17 protein-coding genes are annotated in these 19,325 nt (G+C 44.6%); 11 read left to right on the plus strand and 6 right to left on the minus strand.

Going from position 1 to position 19,325, the window contains the following annotated elements:
• Nucleotides 1-95 precede the first annotated feature (95 nt).
• On the minus strand, nucleotides 96-1,244 hold the full coding sequence (gene dgoD, locus HRI96_RS09275; RefSeq protein ID WP_256729206.1) for a galactonate dehydratase: 1,149 nt from the start codon (nucleotides 1,242-1,244) through the stop codon (nucleotides 96-98).
• Between the two features lie 333 nt (nucleotides 1,245-1,577).
• Between dgoD and HRI96_RS09280 the strand changes: the two genes are divergently transcribed.
• Nucleotides 1,578-2,363, plus strand: a complete 786-nt coding sequence (locus HRI96_RS09280; RefSeq protein WP_210117092.1) for a class I SAM-dependent methyltransferase — start codon at nucleotides 1,578-1,580, stop codon at nucleotides 2,361-2,363.
• An 83-nt stretch (nucleotides 2,364-2,446) separates the two neighbouring features.
• The gene (locus tag HRI96_RS09285) at nucleotides 2,447-3,097 is read left to right on the plus strand and encodes an HAD family hydrolase (RefSeq protein ID WP_210117093.1); all 651 of its coding nucleotides are present in this window, start codon (nucleotides 2,447-2,449) and stop codon (nucleotides 3,095-3,097) included.
• Between the two features lie 153 nt (nucleotides 3,098-3,250).
• On the opposite strand, the gene groL is transcribed toward HRI96_RS09285, so the two are convergent.
• Nucleotides 3,251-4,882, minus strand: coding sequence for a chaperonin GroEL (groL, locus tag HRI96_RS09290; RefSeq protein ID WP_210117094.1), 1,632 nt, complete (start codon nucleotides 4,880-4,882; stop codon nucleotides 3,251-3,253).
• Between the two features lie 421 nt (nucleotides 4,883-5,303).
• Here groL and HRI96_RS09295 point away from each other — a divergent pair, with 421 nt between their 5' ends.
• Nucleotides 5,304-6,119, plus strand: coding sequence for an NYN domain-containing protein (locus HRI96_RS09295; protein WP_210117095.1), 816 nt, complete (start codon nucleotides 5,304-5,306; stop codon nucleotides 6,117-6,119).
• 102 nt (nucleotides 6,120-6,221) lie between these two features.
• Here the strand turns inward: HRI96_RS09295 and HRI96_RS09300 are convergent, their stop codons facing one another.
• The 3 genes from HRI96_RS09300 to HRI96_RS09310 form a co-directional block, all read right to left on the minus strand.
• On the minus strand, nucleotides 6,222-7,295 hold the full coding sequence (locus tag HRI96_RS09300) for an endo alpha-1,4 polygalactosaminidase (protein ID WP_210117096.1): 1,074 nt from the start codon (nucleotides 7,293-7,295) through the stop codon (nucleotides 6,222-6,224).
• Between the two features lie 105 nt (nucleotides 7,296-7,400).
• Nucleotides 7,401-7,814 carry a bacteriohemerythrin gene (locus HRI96_RS09305; RefSeq protein WP_210117097.1) on the minus strand — a complete coding sequence of 138 codons (414 nt, stop codon included), beginning with the start codon at nucleotides 7,812-7,814 and terminating at the stop codon, nucleotides 7,401-7,403.
• A 160-nt stretch (nucleotides 7,815-7,974) separates the two neighbouring features.
• Nucleotides 7,975-8,379, minus strand: coding sequence for a rhodanese-like domain-containing protein (locus HRI96_RS09310; RefSeq protein ID WP_210117098.1), 405 nt, complete (start codon nucleotides 8,377-8,379; stop codon nucleotides 7,975-7,977).
• 339 nt (nucleotides 8,380-8,718) lie between these two features.
• Between HRI96_RS09310 and HRI96_RS09315 the strand changes: the two genes are divergently transcribed.
• Together HRI96_RS09315 and HRI96_RS09320 are read left to right on the plus strand one after the other, a co-directional pair.
• Nucleotides 8,719-9,597, plus strand: coding sequence for a hypothetical protein (locus HRI96_RS09315; RefSeq protein WP_210117099.1), 879 nt, complete (start codon nucleotides 8,719-8,721; stop codon nucleotides 9,595-9,597).
• Nucleotides 9,598-9,758: 161 nt separating this feature from the next.
• Nucleotides 9,759-10,289, plus strand: a complete 531-nt coding sequence (locus tag HRI96_RS09320; RefSeq protein WP_256729207.1) for an Rrf2 family transcriptional regulator — start codon at nucleotides 9,759-9,761, stop codon at nucleotides 10,287-10,289.
• Between the two features lie 78 nt (nucleotides 10,290-10,367).
• Here the strand turns inward: HRI96_RS09320 and HRI96_RS09325 are convergent, their stop codons facing one another.
• The gene (locus HRI96_RS09325) at nucleotides 10,368-10,736 is read right to left on the minus strand and encodes an MliC family protein (protein WP_210117100.1); all 369 of its coding nucleotides are present in this window, start codon (nucleotides 10,734-10,736) and stop codon (nucleotides 10,368-10,370) included.
• 720 nt (nucleotides 10,737-11,456) lie between these two features.
• Between HRI96_RS09325 and HRI96_RS09330 the strand changes: the two genes are divergently transcribed.
• The 6 genes from HRI96_RS09330 to HRI96_RS09355 all read left to right on the plus strand — a co-directional run bounded on the left by HRI96_RS09330 (nucleotide 11,457) and on the right by HRI96_RS09355 (nucleotide 19,254).
• Nucleotides 11,457-12,509, plus strand: a complete 1,053-nt coding sequence (locus HRI96_RS09330) for an ABC transporter ATP-binding protein (RefSeq protein WP_210117101.1) — start codon at nucleotides 11,457-11,459, stop codon at nucleotides 12,507-12,509.
• A 1-nt stretch (nucleotide 12,510) separates the two neighbouring features.
• Nucleotides 12,511-13,359: an ABC transporter permease subunit gene (locus HRI96_RS09335; protein WP_210117102.1), complete on the plus strand. Its 849-nt coding sequence runs from the start codon at nucleotides 12,511-12,513 to the stop codon at nucleotides 13,357-13,359.
• 9 nt (nucleotides 13,360-13,368) lie between these two features.
• Entirely contained in the window at nucleotides 13,369-15,450 is a 2,082-nt protein-coding gene (locus HRI96_RS09340) for a GldG family protein (RefSeq protein WP_210117103.1), read from the plus strand.
• Complete coding sequence (locus tag HRI96_RS09345) at nucleotides 15,443-16,513, plus strand: DUF4340 domain-containing protein (RefSeq protein WP_210117104.1); 1,071 nt, start codon at nucleotides 15,443-15,445, stop codon at nucleotides 16,511-16,513. The genes HRI96_RS09340 and HRI96_RS09345 overlap by 8 nt, the downstream gene beginning before the upstream one ends.
• Nucleotides 16,514-16,843: 330 nt before the next feature.
• On the plus strand, nucleotides 16,844-17,134 hold the full coding sequence (locus HRI96_RS09350; protein WP_210117105.1) for an ArsR/SmtB family transcription factor: 291 nt from the start codon (nucleotides 16,844-16,846) through the stop codon (nucleotides 17,132-17,134).
• A 23-nt stretch (nucleotides 17,135-17,157) separates the two neighbouring features.
• A complete protein-coding gene (locus HRI96_RS09355; protein WP_210117106.1) occupies nucleotides 17,158-19,254 on the plus strand; it encodes a heavy metal translocating P-type ATPase in 2,097 nt (698 codons plus the stop codon).
• Nucleotides 19,255-19,325: the final 71 nt, after the last annotated feature.

Consider the following 19,325-nt stretch of genomic DNA (forward strand, 5'->3'; position numbering starts at 1 on the left):
TACATTAAAAGAAAAGCGCTTCGGCGTTTTTCGTCTCCGGACTTTAGCCGACGGCGATATTTCAGACAGCGCTTTTTATCATACCTCCATTTCCGTCACCATTCCGCGATGGTTCCGTCATAGTTGCGCCATATCGGATTTTTCCAGCGATGACCGATTTCAGCGGCTTCCAATACTTTTTCTTTATTTACTTCAATACCGAGCCCCGGCGCCGCAGGTATCGAAATATAGCCGTCTTTAAACTTGAATACTTCAGGATCTTTAAGGTAATCAAGCAAATCGGCTCCTTTGTTATAATGTATGCCTAGGCTTTGTTCCTGAATGCATACATTCGGAGTACACGCATCGAGCTGAACACAAGCTGCAAGAGCGATAGGCCCAAGGGGACAGTGCGGCGCCACGGACATATCATAAGCTTCAGCCATTGAGGCGATTTTTTTAACTTCACTGATTCCGCCCGCATGAGAAAGATCGGGTTGGATTATATCCGCATAACCGTCTTCAAATAAATTCTTGAAGTCCCAACGGCTGAACATACGTTCACCCGTCGCAATAGGCGTAGAAGTATGATTTGCAATTTCGCGAAGAGCTTCATTATTCTGCGGAAGGACGGGTTCTTCAATGAACATAAGATGATACGGTTCAAGTTCATGCGCCAAAACTTTAGCCATGGATTTATGAATACGGCCGTGAAAATCAACAGCTATATCCATTTTATTTCCCATAGTATTGCGAATGGCTTCAACCCGCTTACAGACAGCCTCCACTTTTTCAAAGCTGTCAATGTAATGCATTTCTTCAGTTGCGTTCATCTTCACGGCAGTACAACCGCTGTCCCACAACGCCCTTACGCCTTTTTCCAAATCATCGGGACGATCTCCGCCGACCCAGCTGTACACACGCAATTTGTCGCGGCATAAGCCGCCGAGAAGTTCATAAACCGGAACTCCGAGATTTTTTCCTTTTATATCCCATAAAGCCTGGTCAATACCTGCAATGGCGCTCATTACTTCGGGGCCGCCGCGGTAAAAACCCGTACGATACATTGTCTGCCATAAATCTTCAATTTTAGAGGGATCTTTTCCAATAAGATAACGGCTGAAATCTTCAACAGCAGCTTTTACAACATCGGCGCGTCCTTCAATTACAGGCTCTCCCCATCCGCAGATGCCTTCATCCGTTTCAACTTCCAAGAACAGCCATCTCGGAGGCACGATATAAAGGTTCAATTTCGTAATTTTCACAATTACCCCCTTTTTTATGTGACAAAAATCAATTATACATAACAACGGAATACCGACGCTGTCCGCTGCGTTTACGCGGCCGTTTTTTAACACAGGCTTTGCAATACATCTGATTCCCTCATTGGATTCTTCACATTCATATGCGAAGCCCGTTTTCCTAATCTCCAACTTGTCAAGTTTTATTTTCCAGTAAAAAAAACAAAAAACATAGCAATAAAGAATTCTAGAACACAATATACCGAAAAACTTTTTCCAGAATATTTAAACATGTAATCTAAACAAAATACGGATCTGTGCTATACTTTATTTTATAGATTACTTTAAGGATTGAAAATGAACGCGGACATACAGGTTTTATCTCCGAACGGAAGAAAAAAAGAATGGTTTGAAAACGAAGATTTTTGGAACAACTTCGCTCCCATAATGTTCGACGCGCAAAGATGGGCAGAAGCGCCGACCGTCGCCGACAGCGTATGCAAGATTGCGGGCTTAGGCAGAGGAAGCAGCGTTTTGGATGCGGGCTGCGGCCCCGGACGCATAGCGATAGAACTGGCGCTTAAGGGGATTTCAGTGACAGGCGTGGATCTCATACAGTCGGAACTGGATGCGGCTGCTGAAACCGCCGCGGCGGAAAACGTGAATATAGAACTCGTAAAAGCCGACCTCCGCACATATACATCTGAAAAAAAATTCGATGCGGCGGTCAGTCTGTACACTTCGTTCGGCTATTGCGAATCTGTCGAAGACGATATGAAGATTCTGGAGCATATCTGCGATACGGTAAAAGACGACGGCTGGTTTATCTTGGAATGCACGAGCCGGGAAACCGCCATTCTTTATTTTACCGAAGGCGAATGGTTTGAAAGAGCCGGAAAGACCGTTTTGACCCAATTTTCCGTAAAAGGCGCATGGGAAGGACTTCTCTCAAAGTGGATCCTGATCGACAACCGTACGGGCGCAAGAATCGAACACGAATTTGTGCAGCGCCTTTATTCCGCAGTGGAATTAAAGCGCATGATGGCGGCGGCGGGTTTTAAAAGCGCGGAAATTTACGGCGATTTTGATTTTTCCCCTTACGATCAAAAAGCTAGAACTATGGTGATCGTAGCAAGAAAATAGCCGCGTCTTTTGTGCATGTGCCTTTTGCATACGTATCTTCTGCGCCGCTGCAATAAATCGATAAATCTGATATATTTTCATCTATGGACAAAACAAAACCTATCGCAGCTCTTTTTGATCTTGACGGCGTAATACTCGACACTGAATCTCAGTATTCGCTTTTCTGGAAAAACATAGGCAAAACCTATCTGAATAATGAAGGCATAGTAAATCAAATAAAGGGAACTTCGTTAAAGCACATTTATGAAACCTTTTTTCCGAACCGAGAAAACGATCGAAAAAAAATAAGCGCCGAACTTGAAGAATTTGAAAGGAATATGAAAATGGAATTTATTCCGGGCGCACAAAATTTTATCGGGGAATTAAGATCCCGAGGCATAAAAACGGCAGTAGTCACAAGTTCGAATTTAATAAAGATGCAGGCCGTCTACAAAGCTCAGCCTGAAATAAAATCTCTTTTTGACAAAATTCTTACCGCCGAGCAGTTTACAAAAAGCAAACCGGCTCCGGATCCGTATTTGCTGGGAGCTAAGGTATTCGGCACGGTTGAAAAAAACTGCGTCGTATTTGAAGATTCTTTTAACGGACTTAAATCCGGACGCGCCGCAGGAATGAACGTTATAGGACTTGCAACTACAAATCCAAAGGACGAAATCTCACCTTACGCCGACTTGGTAATAAACGATTTTACCGAGCTTACCTTGGAAAAATTTTACAGCGTTCTGGAACGGTAAATTTGAAGCGGTAACAGCGATAAAAAGGCGCACAAAATCTCGAACCGTAAAAAAACCCCGGCAAATTGCCGGGGTTCTATCTTCATTGCTTATTATCTTTGCACAAAACGCGCAAAGAATGCACGAATTGCACTATGCAATTTTAGCGGAAGTTTAGTACATTCCGCCCATTCCACCTGCGGGTGCAGCCGGAGCCGGCGCCGGAGGTTCGGGAATATCCGTTACGGCGCATTCCGTCGTAAGCATGGTACCCGCAATGGAAGAAGCGTTTTTCAAAGCCGAACAGGCAACTTTGGCGGGGTCGATTATACCTGCGTCCATCATGTTGACCCATTCTCCGGTATAGGCGTTGAACCCTACTCCCTTCTTTTCGGATTTTGCACGATCTGCAATAACAGCTCCGTCCCAGCCGGCGTTGTCAGCTATCTGGCGGATAGGTTCTTCAAGAGCGCGTTTTACGATCTTAAAACCGACCTTTTCGTCTTCGGTAAGTTCTTCGGGGATTTTGTTTAAAGCTTTGGAAGCTTCGATAAGCGCAATACCGCCGCCTGCAACGACGCCTTCTTCCAGAGCAGCCCGTGTAGCCGCAATGGTGTCTTCTACGCGGAACTTCTTTTCTTTCATTTCAGTTTCAGTGTCCGCACCGACATTGATAACGGCAACGCCGCCTGAAAGTTTTGCAAGACGCTTTTGCAGCTGCTCTTTATCATAGCTGGAAGTCGTCTTCTCAATGGCATGTTTTATCTCTTCAACACGGTCGGAAATCTTTTTCTTTTCGCCTGCACCGCCTACGATCGTGGTATTATCTTTGTCGATCTTTACGGATTTTGCCTGACCGAGCATGGAAATATCCGCTGTTTCAAGTTTAAGGCCGACTTCGTCGGAAATAACCTGTCCGCCAGTCAAAATAGCGATATCCTGCAGCATATCCTTTCTGCGATCGCCGAAGCCCGGAGCTTTTACCGCACAGCATTTGATCGTTCCGCGGATAGTGTTCAAAACCAAGGTTGTAAGAGCTTCTCCGTCCACATCTTCGGCAATAATGACCAGAGCGCGGCCGGCATTCGCAATTTTTTCAAGAAGCGGCAACAAGTCTTTCATCGTTGAAATCTTCTTGTCATAAATCAAAACATAGGCGTCTTCATAAGCCGCTTCCATAGATTCGCGGTCGGTCACAAAATACGAAGAGATGTATCCGCGGTCAAACTGCATACCTTCAACCGTATCTACGGTCATCTCCATGTTTTTTGCTTCTTCAACAGTGATAACGCCGTCTTTTCCTACTTTCTGGATTGCGTCGGCGAGCAGTTTTCCGATCTCAGGATCATTGTTTGCCGAAATTGTAGCAATATTCGTTACGTCGGCTTCGCTCTTGACAGGCTTTGAATTCTTGCGGATTTCTTCAACGGCAAGTTTGACAGCCTTGTCCATACCGCGCTTTACGCCTATGGGCTGCATTCCTGCGGCAACCGCTTTTAAACCTTCGCGAACCAAGGCGTATGAAAGAACCGTCGCCGTAGTAGTACCGTCGCCGGCATCGTCGTTTGTCTTTGAGGCTACTTCTTTTACAAATTGAGCTCCCATATTTTCATACGGATCTTTAAGCTCTACGTCTTTAGCAACCGTAACGCCGTCTTTTGTGATAGTCGGCGCGCCGTATTTTTTGTCCAGCATTACCATACGTCCGCATGGGCCGAGGGTAACCTTTACCGCCTCTGCGATCTGTTCCGCACCTGAAAGCAGCTTTTTACGAGCATCTTCGTTAAACAATAACTGTTTTGCCATTTCAAAACTCCTAATTTAATATGAACATCCCGATTTTTCGGACATCTATAATCGATACCATTAAAGATATAAAAATTAAAGATAATAGGCAATAATTTTTTAAAGATTTTTTTCCATACAATTTTAATGCAGACCGCCGCTGGAAGTATATGAGGATGAAGCAAAAGCCGGGCGAAATTTCCGATTAAAACTTCAAGTCCTATAATTTTAGGGCGGCTTTTTGCGATAAAATCGCAAAAACCAGGCTTTTCGGGGTTCCGCTAACGCTCCATTGGCGGCAAGCCGCCAACGCTAACGCGCCCCTTCAATCCTTGCCGCTCCTTGCCGCGGTCACACACGGACGTGCGACTTACAAGGCTGAAATTTCAGCTTTCAAAAAGCCGATGGAAATTCCTCTCATAAGATGATATAATGATAAAATATGATAGACATCGAAGGGCAAAAAAAAATTGCCGTGCTTATTGACGCGGACAACACTCCTTACAACAAACTCGCCGCCATTCTGCAGGAAATAGCCGTACACGGGCACATAATAACAAAGCGCGCATACGGAGATTTTTCTTCTACGCATTTAAAACACTGGAAAGACGTTTTAAATGAAAACGCGATCCTGCCGGTACAGCAATTTTCTTATACAAAGGGAAAAAATTCTTCCGACTCGGCGATGATAATAGACGCGATGGACTTGCTCTATACCGAAAAATACGACGCATTCGTTCTGGTATCCTCGGACAGCGATTTTACAAAGCTCGCTTCAAGGCTGCGGGAATCGCAGGAATTCGTATTCGGCGTAGGTCAAAAAAAGACTCCCGTATCTTTTATAAAGGCCTGCGACGATTTTATATACATAGAAAACCTTACCGAAGAACCTGAAACGGCGACGGAAACGCCTGTAAGCCGCCAAGAAGAAAACCTCCAGAAAAGAGCCCCTCAAGCGGAAACCGCCAAGCAGGACTCCAAAAACAGAGCCAACAGAATGTCCGACCGTCAATTCCGGCAAATCTACCGGCTTTTAACCAACGCGTATGAAAAATATGCCGACGATAACGGCTGGGCGAACGTATCCGCCGCAGGTTCCCTTTTTAAGCGCATGGATCCGGGATTTGACACACGCGACTTCGGCTTTAGAAAACTTTCGGATCTGATCGAATATCTTAAAGACGACTTTGAAATAACAAAGGTGGCAGGCGCGAACGGCCGCGGCATGACGATCCTTTACCGCCCCAAAGCGATGTAAAGATTTCCGCATAAACCCGGCTTGCGGCGCACAATTCGCCGCGAGAGTCCGATTCCGCCCGAAATTTATACGTATAAAATTCCAGGATTTTATACGTACGCCTTAATCCGCCTTTCCCTCAAAATATTCATAGGCGTCGATGATATCCAAATAAACGCCGTCAAATCCGGCGTCGATTATCTTTTTTGTGTAAGAATTATCGGTTCTGAAGATTATTTTTTGCCATTCTTCATCCCAATATCTTACCTTGTAATTTCCGCTCCAGTCGGGATTTTCACCGCAAAGCCATTCAGGCGCGGAAGGCATGATCTTGCTTTTTTTAGTCCATGAAGGGTTCCAGTACCACCTGTAATCTTCCGCTTCGCCTATGCTCATGTAAGCTATAACAAGCCTCGTGCCGCCGCAAGCCTTTTTTTTCAGCGATTCAATCTGATCTTTTTTGAACGGTATTTCCGTACCGTTTACAAAAACGTCCATAATGATCAGGTCGTAATCCGTTTTTGCAAGCGCCGCAACAAGATCCGAACCGTCGGGATTGTTACTTTTCATGCCGATCACGTACAAAAAATTTTTTGCGTCGGAGAGATTTTTTATGTCGGCGGAATTTTTCAAATAGGGATAATAATGCGGGTCGTAACCGCTATTTTCGGGTATGATGTCGAGAATGCGGTTGGGAGCCGCAAATCCTACGTATGATTTTGAGGAATTTTCCGAATAAGATTTTTTTATATTCGCTTTTGACTTTGTGTAATCGATGGAAAGAACGCAAAGTCCGCTTTTAAGATAAGCGTCGCATAATCGGGTAAAATACGTGCGTATTTCAGGTTTTGTGACCGATCCCGCTTTAGGATATCCGAAGAAGGTGTCTTCCCTTCCGGTTCCGTTTATTGCAGAAAAATACGCAGCGTCAGGGCTCGTAAGCGGAATTCCGTATTCGTCGGTTTCGTCGTCTGCGTTCCATGCAACTTCCTGGGCGTTTTGAGGGATCACAATAAAGCCTTTATCAAATCCCCTCGCGTAACCGGCAATGTTTATTACAAAGGAACGCATAGCCTTGCGATAATCGGAAATCGTGTTTACGGGAGTTTTGGCGGCATCGGAGGGTACGCAGGGACTCGCCGCAAAGAAAAAGATCGGTAAGGCAACGGCGGCAAGCTGCAAATAAAATCTATACATGATGTCTCTCCGGAATAAAAAGATAAGCGAGTAAACATAAAAGGCTTACAGGCGTTCACATCAGGCAGAGCTTTCTGGCAGCGTGCTCGATCACAGCCCTTTTTTTTATTTTTTAAGCGAAAAATAGTATTTTGCCATTTCTTTGTCGGTTATCAGTATGTGGTCAAAAAGCCAATCGCGCAAAAAACGCACAAAATTATTCGGAACAAACTGTTTTCCTTGCGTATAGGCGTTTACGGACGCCAATATCTCTTTGACGAACGATTCGTGCCTTTGCTTGTGTTCCGAAAACCTGGGATACTTTATGCCCTTCATCAAGCGCTCTTCATCTCTAAAATGAATCATAACATAGTCGACGAGCTCTTTCATAACTCCCCGAAACGCTTCGTCCAGTCCGTCTTTTTCTCCCAAACACGCGTTATACAACATATTGGTTAAATGCACCAAATGTCTATGCTGTTTATCTACTATTTCAATCCCTACGTCAAAGGAAGGATCCCACGTAATAAAATCATTCATTATAATACCTTTTTTACATGGATATTTTACATAAAAAGAGAAAAAAATCCAGAGTCGGCATTGAATTGTATCGGCGCCGGATTGCGCCGGACGCATTTCGCCGCACCTGCACCGCCCCGCCGGCGCGGTCGCACAGTTCCGATGTTCTTACCCCGGCAATCTACTTTTCTATTTTGCCCTTCCAATTCATTATACCGCCGATCTCGATAATGTTCGTGTAACCCATCGCCGAAAGTTTTTTGGCGGCGTCAAGACTTCTCCGTCCGCTGCGGCAGTAAACAAGAACTTTTTGATTTTTATCTTTGATAACCTGTTCGGCAGTCTTTTCGGTAATGGTTTCGTTTGTGAGAAGCACGGCTCCGGGAATATGCCCCTCCCTGTATTCTTCGGGACGGCGGACGTCGACAAGTATAAAATCGTTTTTCGTATCTATGAGTTTGGCAGCTTCATCCATTGTAATCGATTTGAATTGACTTGCAGCCTTTTTTTCGTCCGCCTTGGCGGTACATGAAAAAAACATCGCAGCTCCCGCAAAAATAATAATTCCTATATTTCGTTTATTCATAATTTTCCTCTGCCGTATTTTCCAAGATCGCGCGCATCTTGTCAAATACCGAATGCATGATGCAAAAATCATTAAAAAATCGATCGCCGGCACGAACTATAATGTAAATCTCCTGTGAAAATTCCGTTATTCCGACTAATTTTGTAAAATTTGCCGTAAAAGCAGCATATTTTTATGATGTTCTATTGACATTACATCAAGCTTCGATTATATTTTAGCTGTAATAAATAAAGAACAACACAATCCGGTTGTACGTTTTTATTGCGGATCCGCATAAGCGGACTAAACAATATTCAGTGCCTGCATGCGCGGCATGTACGGGCACTAAGGGAGAAAAATATGAAAATTGCAATTATTTCTTCGCTTGCAGTTTTGGGCGCGGTTCTCATAGGCTGTGCGTCAACAAAAGCCGGCAAAGCCGAACAGTTGGAAAAGGCGCAGCACAGAACGGTTCAGCTTTCAAAAGGGGCGATGGATGTTTATGACTACGGAAAAGTAAAGCTTCACGCTTTTAAAACAAACGATCCCATAAGCGACGAGTGTTTTTTGGTAGAAAAAAAAGGACAGGCGTTCCTTATCGAATCTCCGGCCTTTTTTGATAATATTGCCGAGTTGGAAAAATACATTAAAGATCTAGGCGTAGAATATAAGGGAACTGTTATCGCATACCACGGAGCGGGCGCAACGTTCATGAAAGGAAGCCCCGTTTATTCAACAAAGAACGCTACCGATTATAACACCAACGGAGGAGGCGCCGCTTTAGTAAACAGCTTTGCGGGCGCTTTCGGAAGCGCATTCGATAAATCCATATATAAAACGACAAATTTTATTGAAGGCGATTCTTTTACGCTTGCAGGCGTAAAAATGAGAATTACAAGGACCGGTGAGGCCTTTGACATTGAAATTCCTGAAATAAACGCCGTGTACACTCACATGCTCGGCCACGACAGCCATTCAATCGTTGCGGGAGCGGCCCATGCCATGATTGCGTCGCTAAACGGATATATTGAAAAAAACATCAGCCTCATTCTTACATCGCATTACGCACCGGAAAACCTTGATGACGTAAAGACAAAAATAGCGTATTTACAGGATCTAAAAGACATTGCTTCAAAAAACTCAACCGCCGCGTCATTTAAGGCCGCCGTGCAAAAAAAATACGGCGCGTATTCAGGTCTGAACTATCTTGATATGACGGCGAACTTCTTTTATAAATAGTACAAACTATCGACTTTATCCTAAAACCATTGGACACAGGATTTAAAACCGCCGCGCCGACAGATTGCGCCGAGCGCGGCGGTTTTGTCCGTTAAAACGCCGATGCCTTTGCAAATCCGCGGCGGCTGCGCCGTTCTCGCTGCTGCCGCGACGCAGCGGTCATGTTTTATTTAAAGAATATTTCCGGTACAATGATAGAAGTCGGGCATATAAAAGATAAAAAAACGGTGTCCGTGGAATTTAAACGATGCGGGGTTTTTATGAAAATAAGCGTGCGATTTACGGCCGCCGTCCACACACTGCTTTGTATCGATTATTTTGAAAACGAACGCAAAGTAACATCAGAATTTATTTCAAAAAGCACGGGCGTAAATGCCGTAATAATCAGAAAAATTCTATTGCAGCTGCAGAAAGCAGGTCTGATAACAACGGCGATAGGTTCAGGGGGCTCGCGCCTTGCAGTTCCGTTGAAAACCGTTTCTCTGCTTGATGTTTTTAAAGCCGTAAACACGGACAATGAAGAGCGCGAAGTCTTTAATTTTCATCCGAATCCCAACGAAAAATGTCCTGTAGGGAGCAAAATACGTAAAATTCTCGATCCGTGCCTTGAAAAAGCCGAAAAGGCAATGGAAATTGAGCTTTCAAAAACTTCACTTGCAGATCTTCAAAAAGGATTAAAAAAATCCCCTTGAAATGCGGCATTGCGGAAAATATCGATTTTTGAAAATGCCGCATTAGTGCGCATTATTTTGCACGCATATAATTTTGCTTTATTTTTTTACAGAATAATCTTCGTCTTTATTCCAAGAACCGCTGTTGTCCGAAACAAATACCGACAAAGAATCGCCTTTAAACCAAAATTCGCGAGAAATTTCATCGGAATAGCGCGCTCCGCTGGCTGAAATTACACGCGCACATGTAAATTTGTTGCCTTCAGAATCTTGAACCTTTATAAAATCAAGGCTCTGATCGGAAAGCGCGTAAAACTTCACAGAAAGTTCTTTGCCGGCCGCCGAAACGTATTCTTCGCTCCCTGTAACTATGACGGAAAGCTCCGAACCCTCTTTAGTGCTCTTGCACGAAACGAATACCACTAAAACAAAAAGCGATAAGACAAATGCGTAAACCGTTTTTTTCATAATGACTCCTTACAAAACGGCATACGAGGAAATTTCGATTTCCGAGAATGCCGTTTTCGTGCGCTCTTTGCGCACAGTAAATAAAAGAGTTTTCCGAAGGGAAACTCTAAGTTAAAAGACGCGGCGACTATTTAGCGGCGGCTTTTAAACACTCCTTACAAAACGGCATACGAGGAAATTTCGATTTCCGAGAATGCCGTTTTCGTGCGCTCTTTGCGCACAGTAAATAAAAGAGTTTTCCGAAGGGAAACTCTAAGTTAAAAGACGCGGCGACTATTTAGCGGCGGCTTTTAAACACTCCCATAAAAACTTTTGCAGAATCTGCAGCGGAGCTTCAAGCAAATTGCAACTTCCGAAAAAACGGCAGCTCTTCAGACGGCGCTTTTTACAACAGATCGCCAAAGTTAAATATATTCGGAGTTTACTTTATACGGCCGTTTAAGTAAAGTTCCCGTTCTCGGCGCAAGGCAACCGAGTAAACACGAGCCAAACGCAAGCAGCGGCAACCGACACCGCCCTCTCCGACCGGCGCAAATGCGGTGCGGGCAAGCCGGCCAAGCTCAGACGGCTGCGGGGATTTTAATTTTCGGATCGGCACGCATAAAGCTGAAAATTCGCCCGTGACGCCCGTGATTAAAAATATTTTGATATTGCCGTAACGTAGTTTTTATTAATATATTTATAGTTTATAAACTGAATTATTTAAATTGGGGGAAATTTATGATAGAAGTTTCACATGTTTCCCGAATTTTCGGAGATTTTTGCGCCGTAAACGACGTAAGTTTTTCAATTCCTACAGGCGAAATAGTAGGACTTTTAGGGCCCAACGGAGCGGGGAAAACTACGACAATGCGCATGATAACCGGATTTTTGGAAATGAGTTCAGGTTCCATAAAGATCGACGGAAAGGACATAAGAGAAGATCCGGTACGGGCGAAGCGTAAAATAGGCTACATGCCTGAAGCGGCTCCGCTTTACGGCGATATGATCACGGAAGATTATCTTCGCTACGTGGCGGAAATTCAAGGCGCGGACGCCGATAAAAAAGTTCCCGCCCTGTGCGACATCTGCGGACTTAAAGAAGTAATGCATAAAAACATAAACGAGCTTTCCCGCGGTTACAGACAAAGAGTCGGCCTTGCTCACGCTCTTATGAACGATCCTGAAATTTTGATCTTGGACGAACCGACAAGCGGACTTGATCCGAACCAGATCGGAGACGTAAGAAAACTCATTAAAGAAATAGGAAAGACAAGAACAGTCATAATTTCCACCCACATACTGAGCGAAGTGGAAATGATATGCAACCGTATAATCATTATTTCTCAAGGGCAGCTTGTCGCGGACAGCCCTGCGACGGAACTCAGAGAAAGATACGGGCATTCCCTTAATATAAAAATTACGGTAGGCAAAAGCACGGAAGACGAATTTGTAAAAGCCTGCGGATCGCTTTCGGGGGTTGCGGGAATTACCGTTTTGCAACAAGAAGGACAGAGCGAGATCGAAGGAAATAAAACAGTCTCCGCCCTCGTTTCCGTTTCGGGCGGCAAAGAAATTCGCTCTGAAATTTTCGAACTTTGCGTAAAAAATAAATGGATCCTGTATGAAATGACGCCCCAGTATAACAGCCTTGAAGACGTATTTAAAACGCTTACGACTTCGGATAATTCAGGCGAAACGGCCGATCACAAAACAAAAAACACGGGAACGGAAACAAAGCGGCGAAAAAAATCCGATACGGCGGCGATAAAAAATTCCGGAGAGGGGGTATAAGATGGATCTTTCTGAAAATATAAAAGACGGCGAATATCATAAGAATTCTAAGCAGGCTGCCGGAACCGCGCAATCTGCCGGCGCTAAACAGCCTGCAAAACATGAAAAATCAAAAAGCTCAAAAAGCGCTGCGAAACTTAAAAATTCGGCGGCGGCAATCATAATGAAGCGGGAACTTTATTCCTATTTTACAAGCCCCGTAGCTTATATAGTGACGGGACTTTTCCTAGTCTTTTCGGGTTTTATATTTTTTTCAACTTTTTTTATTGCGCGCAGAGCGGAATTGCGTGATTTTTTTGCCATTCTGCCCGTAATGTTCTCATTTTTCATACCGGCTTTGACGATGCGTCTTTTCAGCGAAGAAAAACGCAGCGGGAGCCTTGAAACATTGCTTACGCTGCCTGTCACAGACTTTGACGTAGTTATGGGAAAATTCCTTGCGGCCTTTTTAGCTTCGGCTGCGATGCTGGCGCCTTCGATTTTTTACGTGATAACGGCGTGCATTTTCGGTTCGCCAGACATGGGTCCTATAATAGGCGGATATTTGGGCGCTTTGTTTTTATGCGCCGCATTTTCTTCGATCGGAATATTTGCATCGTCTCTAACAAAGAATCAGATAATTGCGTTTTTTGCAGCTTTTGCAATATGCATTTTATTTTCGATGATAACCGTATTTTTGGTTATCCTTCCGGCCCCGGCCGTAAATTTTCTTTCGTTCTTTTCCGCAAACACACATTTTAACTCCGTTGCACGAGGAATAATCGATACTCGCGACCTGCTGTATTTTATTTCCATTACGGCGCTTTTTGTGGGTATGACCGTAAAAGCTTCAAAGAACGGCAGAAGGTAAGGTGAAAAAATGAAAAAATTTATTAAATGGATAAAATCTCCTGCAAGCGATTTTGCGCTTTTTGTCATAGTGCTTGTGCTTGCAAATCTTGTTGCCTCGCGTGCATTTATTCGCATAGACTTGACCGAACCCAAATCTTATTCTCTGTCAAATGCAAGCCGGCAGCTGGTAAAAACTCTTAACGAGCCTTTGAGCGTTCAAGTGTTCTTTTCTTCCAACCTGCCCGCTCCCTATAATTCGGTCGAACAATACGTGAGCGACATCCTTGTAGAATATAAAAACGCCGCAAACGGTAATTTCAGCTATCGCATACACGATATGGACAAAGAGGAAAGCCAAGCCCTTGCTTCGGGCTACGGATTGCATCAAGTGCAAATCCGCGAAATCGCAAATAACGAAGTAGGTTTTAAACAGGCGTGGATGGGCGTCGCGATAATCTATGCGGACGCCATAAAAACCATAGATTCCCTTACTTCAAGCGACGGTTTTGAATATAAGCTTACGACCGCCGTTTCAAAAATGATCGCCACGGCCGACTCTTTAGCCCTCCTTCCCAAAGACGACAAAATAAAATTAAAACTGTATGTTTCTCAGGAATTGGGGGACTTTAGGATAGGAGGCTTTGACCAGCTTGACCAAAGCGTAAAAACCGCCTTCGACGCCTTTAACCGCAGAAATCAAAACAGAATTGATTTTGAAAAAATTTCCCCTAAAGCGGCTGAAGTCGAGCCGATCATTGAACGCTACGGAATACAGTCGATAAACTGGCAAACCCAAGACGGAAACAGAGGGACAGGCGTTTTGGGACTCGTGCTTGAACACGGAGATTCTTTCAGACTTATTCCGCTCAGCATGCAGCGTTCGCTTTTCGGGTACGCTCTTATAGGCCTTGATTCTCTTGAAGACTCTCTTTCGGCGGGACTCCAAAGTCTTGTTTCAAAATCTATGGAAATAGGCTACATAACCGGCCACGAAGAAGCTTCTCTTGACGACAGTCAAACGGGAGCGGGCCTTTTAAGCGGCATAGTTTCCGAAATGTACACGTTTAAAGAAATAAACCTTTCTTACGAGGATATTCCCGTAAACATAAGCGCTGTCCTCGTAAACGGGCCGAAGTCGAAGTTTTCCGATGCGGAACTTTATAAGCTCGATCAGTTCATAATGCGCGGCGGAAACGTCATGTTCTTTTTGGATCCGTTCAACAGCATATCGTCTTACGGCCAGCAGCCGGTCTATCTGCCCATTGAAACGGGCTTGGCCAAACTTTTTGATTCTTACGGTATAAAGACCGGACATGACTATATACTCGATGAAAACTGCTATACCCAGCAGAATCAACCGGGTTACGGAAAAATAAATCTGTACTTCGCACCGCTTCTGCAAAAAGAAAATTTTGCAAACCATCCTATCACGAAAAATTTAGGCTACGTTATCTTCCTTCAAAACGGTTCCATAGACGTAACGGAGGCGGAAAAAAACAAGGATGTAAAAATCACTTATCTTGCAAAATCGTCCCCGAAATCATGGCTCATGAAGGACCGCATCGATTTGAATCCCATGAGCATGTATCCTCCTTCGGATAAATCCGTTGAAAAAGCCGAAAACCTTGCAGTTCTTCTTGAAGGTAAATTCAAGAGCGCCTTTGACGCTGAAGTAAACCCCGACGGTCAGGCGGCAAGCGCCGAAACGGAAATTTCCGCAAAAGGACATCTGGCAAAGAGCATTCAAAGCGGAAAAATCTTTATTTCAGGTTCTTCGGCTATGCTTACGCCCCAACTTATAGATGAAAACGGTACGGAGCCCGTAGCCATGTTTGTAAAAAACTCGATCGATTATATGAACGGCAACGAAGAACTTTGCACTATGCGGACAAAGGGGCTTTCTCTGAACGTCCTGAACGTAACCAATAAAAAAGCCGTAGCGGCGGCAAAATACTTTAACCAATTCGGGCTTGCCGTTTTGATCGCGCTGGCAGGGCTTTTGGTCTGGCAAAAACGTTCCGCACGCCGCAACGCAATCCGGAACCGTTACGATCCGGGCAGCACAAGGACTGTTTCAAAATCTAAAAAAGGAGATGCCCAAAATGACTAAATTAAAAATGCGAAAGTCCGTTCTTCTTGCGGCGATAGGTGTTTTACTCTGCGTATACATGATACAGCTTTTTGTTTTAGGTAGGAATTCCGTCAAAGTCCTCTCTTTAAAAGAGGAAGCGGCGGTTTACACAATAAAAGGGAACGGCATTGACGTTGTTCTTACAAAAAGCGGCGACGAGTGGCTCGTCGGAAGCAAAAATTACAAAGCGAACGAAGCTTTTTCGGACAACATCTATAAGGCTGTAAAAACCGTGAAAGTGTTGGACACTGTCTCTCATTCCGATTCCGAGGCCGCTCTTGAGCGATACGGCCTTGAAAGCGAAAAAGCTCTTACCGTTACGGCTTCGGATGCAAGCGGAAAGATTTTACGAACAATCACGGTAGGCAAAGAGTCTACTACCGGTTCGCAAACGTATGTAAGAATCGACTCGGGCAAAGATATTTACCTTGTTTCCGGTGCTCTTAAAAATACTTTTGAAAAAACGGTTGACGATCTTAGAAGCAAGCAGGTTTTCAGTTTTTCATCCGACGACATAGACAAGGTGACGGTTTTTTCAGGCTACGGAGCGGCAGGCGGTGAAGCCGGCAGCGGTGAGGCCGGCGGGAAAACAACTTCCGGTGCGGCCGGTGCCCAAAGACATTCGGCGGGAAACAAGAACGATAAGATCGGCTGGAGCGTAGAAAGGATAAAAGATTCTTCCTCCGATAAGGAGAAGGACAAAGACACCGTTACGGCGGAAAAACAAACGTCTTGGCGCTTTACCGGTTCGGGTATAAGCGATTCGGATGTGGACGGCGAAAAAATCAATACGTGGATAAATACGCTTTCCTCGTTGAACGTGCAAGATTGGCGCAGCGAAAACGCGGCCTTGCCGGACGTCAAAAGAACGACAACGACGATTTTTGTTGCGGGAAAAGAAATTACGGTTACCTTGTACCAAACTGGCGAAGGCGATGAAGCCGAATACATCGGAACTTCGTCTGAAACTCCCTACGCCTTTACCGTGTCAAAATACACGGCGAATAAATTCCAAAAATATCCCGAAGAATTCAAAAAATAAGATTTATATCGCAGCGAGACCTTGTAAAACCTTTACGGCAGGGCCTCGCTACGTATAAAACGCCTATGCTTACCCCTTCGCCGCGATCTTTAACGGGCAGAATTTTGTTTACCGTTCGTTAAAAAAAGTAACAAGCGTTTGAAAAAAATATTTATCATTGACAGATCGGTTTACGGGTTATATTATATTAAATATGAACAGATGTTCATATTTACATTTATCGTTAAGAAAAAGGGGTTGTTCAAAAACTTCAGTTTTTGGACAGTTTCCTTGATTTTGATTGCGACTTTTGAGGCATCCCCTAATTGCACAAGGAGTGTAAAACGTAAAATGCCGGATGAAGACTTACTTTTCGACCTCGCGGAATTGTTTAAAATTTTCGGCGATTCCACACGCATAAAAATTCTATTTTCGCTTTTGGTGTCCGCTTCGCCTGTAAACGACATTGCGGAAAATCTTAAAATGACGCAGTCCGCGATAAGCCACCAGCTTAGAATTTTAAAAGCGAACAAACTTGTAAAATACAACAGAGACGGAAAATCTCTCATCTATTCGCTGGACGACGAGCACGTTGAAAAAATTCTAAACATGGGCATGGCCCATCTTTGTGAAAAAATTTAACGGCCAAGGAGGCATGATAAGCTATGGACGAATACTATAAGAACGACGAAATTCAAAATGAAAAACAGCCTAGTGATCACGTTTCAAAAGATCACGCAGAAAAACAAAGCGGGCATAAGTGTTGCGCTCATCATCACAGAGACTCTTGCTGCGCCGATCATGCCGAGCACATAGAACACGGCTGCTGCTGCCATGACGATGATGAAGACGGCGATGAAATGTCTTTAAAAAAAATAATAGCCGCGCTTGCGATCTTTATCGTTGCGCTTACGGCGTCGAATATTCCCCCTGTAAAACGGCTCGCTTCAAATACTCCGCTCGAGTTTTTCGGAGCGAATGTCTTTTCTTTAATTTTTTTGGCGCTTTATTTTGTTTCATATATCATTGTAGGCCTTCCAGTACTAAAAAGCGCCGTAAAAAATATTCTGCGCGGTAAAGTTTTCGATGAACAATTTCTCATGGGGATTGCATCCGTCGGAGCCTTGCTTTTAGGCGAATATCCCGAAGCTGTAGCGGTAATGCTTTTTTACCAGATAGGTGAATATTTTCAGGATTACGCCGTCGACAAATCAAAAAATTCGATCAAGGAATTGATGAACCTTCGCCCCGATACGGCGACGGTACTGCGCAATTCCCAAGAGATTTCCGTTTCTCCTGAAGAAGTAGCCGTAGGAGAAACAATTATCGTAAGACCCGGAGAAAGAATTCCTCTTGACGGAATCATACGAAAAGGAAATTCCTTCGTAGACACTTCAGCACAGACGGGAGAGTCCGTTCCGCGAGAAGTCGTTGAAGGAGACGATGTGCTTGCAGGGTTTATAAACATGCAGGGCGTGATCGAAATAACCGTAAAAAAAATCTATTCGGATTCCGCCGTCGCCCGAATACTGAAACTCGTAGAACACGCTGTACAAAACAAGGCAGGGTCGGAAAGGTTTATAACAAAATTTGCACGCTTTTACACACCCGCGGTCTGTATAGCCGCCGTACTCATATCCGTTATTCCTCCGTTGGTAACTCATACAAGTTTTACCCAATGGGTGGCGCGCGCGCTCGTGTTCTTGGTAGTCTCGTGCCCGTGCGCGCTTGTGATTTCGGTACCGCTTAGCTTTTTCGGAGGCATCGGGGCATGCTCACGGAACGGAATCCTTGTAAAGGGAAGCAACTATCTTGAATCCCTCGCAAAAGCCAAAACAGCAGTGTTCGACAAGACCGGAACTTTAACAAAGGGAACCTTTGCAGTAAGCGCAATTCATCCTGACAAAAAATTAAAACTTTCGGAAGAAGAACTTATCGCGCTTGCAACTCACGCCGAATATTTTTCGATCCATCCCATATCAAAATCCTTGCAGCAAGCTCATCACTGCGAACTCTGCGGACACGTTGAACTCAAAAACACAAAAGAGATCAGCGGGCAAGGACTCTGCGTTACCATAGAAAATCAGGAAATTCTCGTAGGAAATTTAAAACTGATAGAAAGCCGCAACGTAGAAGGATTTTCTCCGTGTCCCGAACACGACAGCGGAACGATCATACACGTAGCGGTGGACAACCGATATGCCGGACACATTGTGATTTCCGATGAAGTAAAAGAAGAATCCGAACAGTCCGTAAAGGCTCTCAAAAAAGTAGGAGTAAAGCACATCTGTATGCTCACTGGCGACAGAAAGGAAACTGCAGAAGATATTGCGGCAAAGCTCGGCATAGATAAAGTTTATGCGGAACTTCTGCCCGAAGACAAGGTTTCGATTCTGGAAAAAATTCTAGCGGAAAATAAGGCGAAAAATGAAACCGTCATGTACATAGGAGACGGAATAAACGACGCGCCCGTTTTGGCAAGGGCGGACGTCGGGGTTGCCATGGGGAAGATCGGATCGGACGCCGCTGTCGAAGCCGCCGACGTGGTAATTCTAAACGGCGATCTTTTAAAACTTGTGCAGGGAATTCACACGGCGAAACGCACGGTGCGGATCGTTAGGCAAAACATCGTCTTTTCGTTGGCGGTAAAATTTGCCGTCATGATATTTGGGGCTATAGGTCTTGCAAACATGTGGGCCGCAGTTTTCGGCGACGTGGGAGTAACCTTCCTCGCGGTTTTAAATGCTCTGAGACTGCTGTAGATTTTCCTGCCGCGTACTGCCGTGGGCGCGGAAAACTTCGCGCTCACGGCAATTCGCCGCAGCTTTCCGGC

It is taken from the genome of Treponema parvum, from assembly GCF_017893945.1.
Lineage (GTDB): Bacteria > Spirochaetota > Spirochaetia > Treponematales > Treponemataceae > Treponema_D > Treponema_D parvum_A.

Coding starts and splice junctions, on each gene's coding strand:
- HRI96_RS09295 (WP_210117095.1), top strand. CDS start 5,304: ATGATAGACATCGAAGGGCAAAAAAAAATTGCCGTGCTTATTGACGCG.
- HRI96_RS09335 (WP_210117102.1), top strand. CDS start 12,511: ATGGATCTTTCTGAAAATATAAAAGACGGCGAATATCATAAGAATTCT.
- HRI96_RS09315 (WP_210117099.1), top strand. CDS start 8,719: ATGAAAATTGCAATTATTTCTTCGCTTGCAGTTTTGGGCGCGGTTCTC.
- HRI96_RS09355 (WP_210117106.1), top strand. CDS start 17,158: ATGGACGAATACTATAAGAACGACGAAATTCAAAATGAAAAACAGCCT.
- HRI96_RS09350 (WP_210117105.1), top strand. CDS start 16,844: ATGCCGGATGAAGACTTACTTTTCGACCTCGCGGAATTGTTTAAAATT.
- groL (WP_210117094.1), bottom strand. CDS start 4,882: ATGGCAAAACAGTTATTGTTTAACGAAGATGCTCGTAAAAAGCTGCTT.
- HRI96_RS09325 (WP_210117100.1), bottom strand. CDS start 10,736: ATGAAAAAAACGGTTTACGCATTTGTCTTATCGCTTTTTGTTTTAGTG.
- HRI96_RS09305 (WP_210117097.1), bottom strand. CDS start 7,814: ATGAATGATTTTATTACGTGGGATCCTTCCTTTGACGTAGGGATTGAA.
- HRI96_RS09300 (WP_210117096.1), bottom strand. CDS start 7,295: ATGTATAGATTTTATTTGCAGCTTGCCGCCGTTGCCTTACCGATCTTT.
- HRI96_RS09320 (WP_256729207.1), top strand. CDS start 9,759: ATGTTTTATTTAAAGAATATTTCCGGTACAATGATAGAAGTCGGGCAT.
- HRI96_RS09285 (WP_210117093.1), top strand. CDS start 2,447: ATGGACAAAACAAAACCTATCGCAGCTCTTTTTGATCTTGACGGCGTA.
- HRI96_RS09280 (WP_210117092.1), top strand. CDS start 1,578: ATGAACGCGGACATACAGGTTTTATCTCCGAACGGAAGAAAAAAAGAA.
- HRI96_RS09345 (WP_210117104.1), top strand. CDS start 15,443: ATGACTAAATTAAAAATGCGAAAGTCCGTTCTTCTTGCGGCGATAGGT.
- HRI96_RS09340 (WP_210117103.1), top strand. CDS start 13,369: ATGAAAAAATTTATTAAATGGATAAAATCTCCTGCAAGCGATTTTGCG.
- HRI96_RS09310 (WP_210117098.1), bottom strand. CDS start 8,379: ATGAATAAACGAAATATAGGAATTATTATTTTTGCGGGAGCTGCGATG.
- HRI96_RS09330 (WP_210117101.1), top strand. CDS start 11,457: ATGATAGAAGTTTCACATGTTTCCCGAATTTTCGGAGATTTTTGCGCC.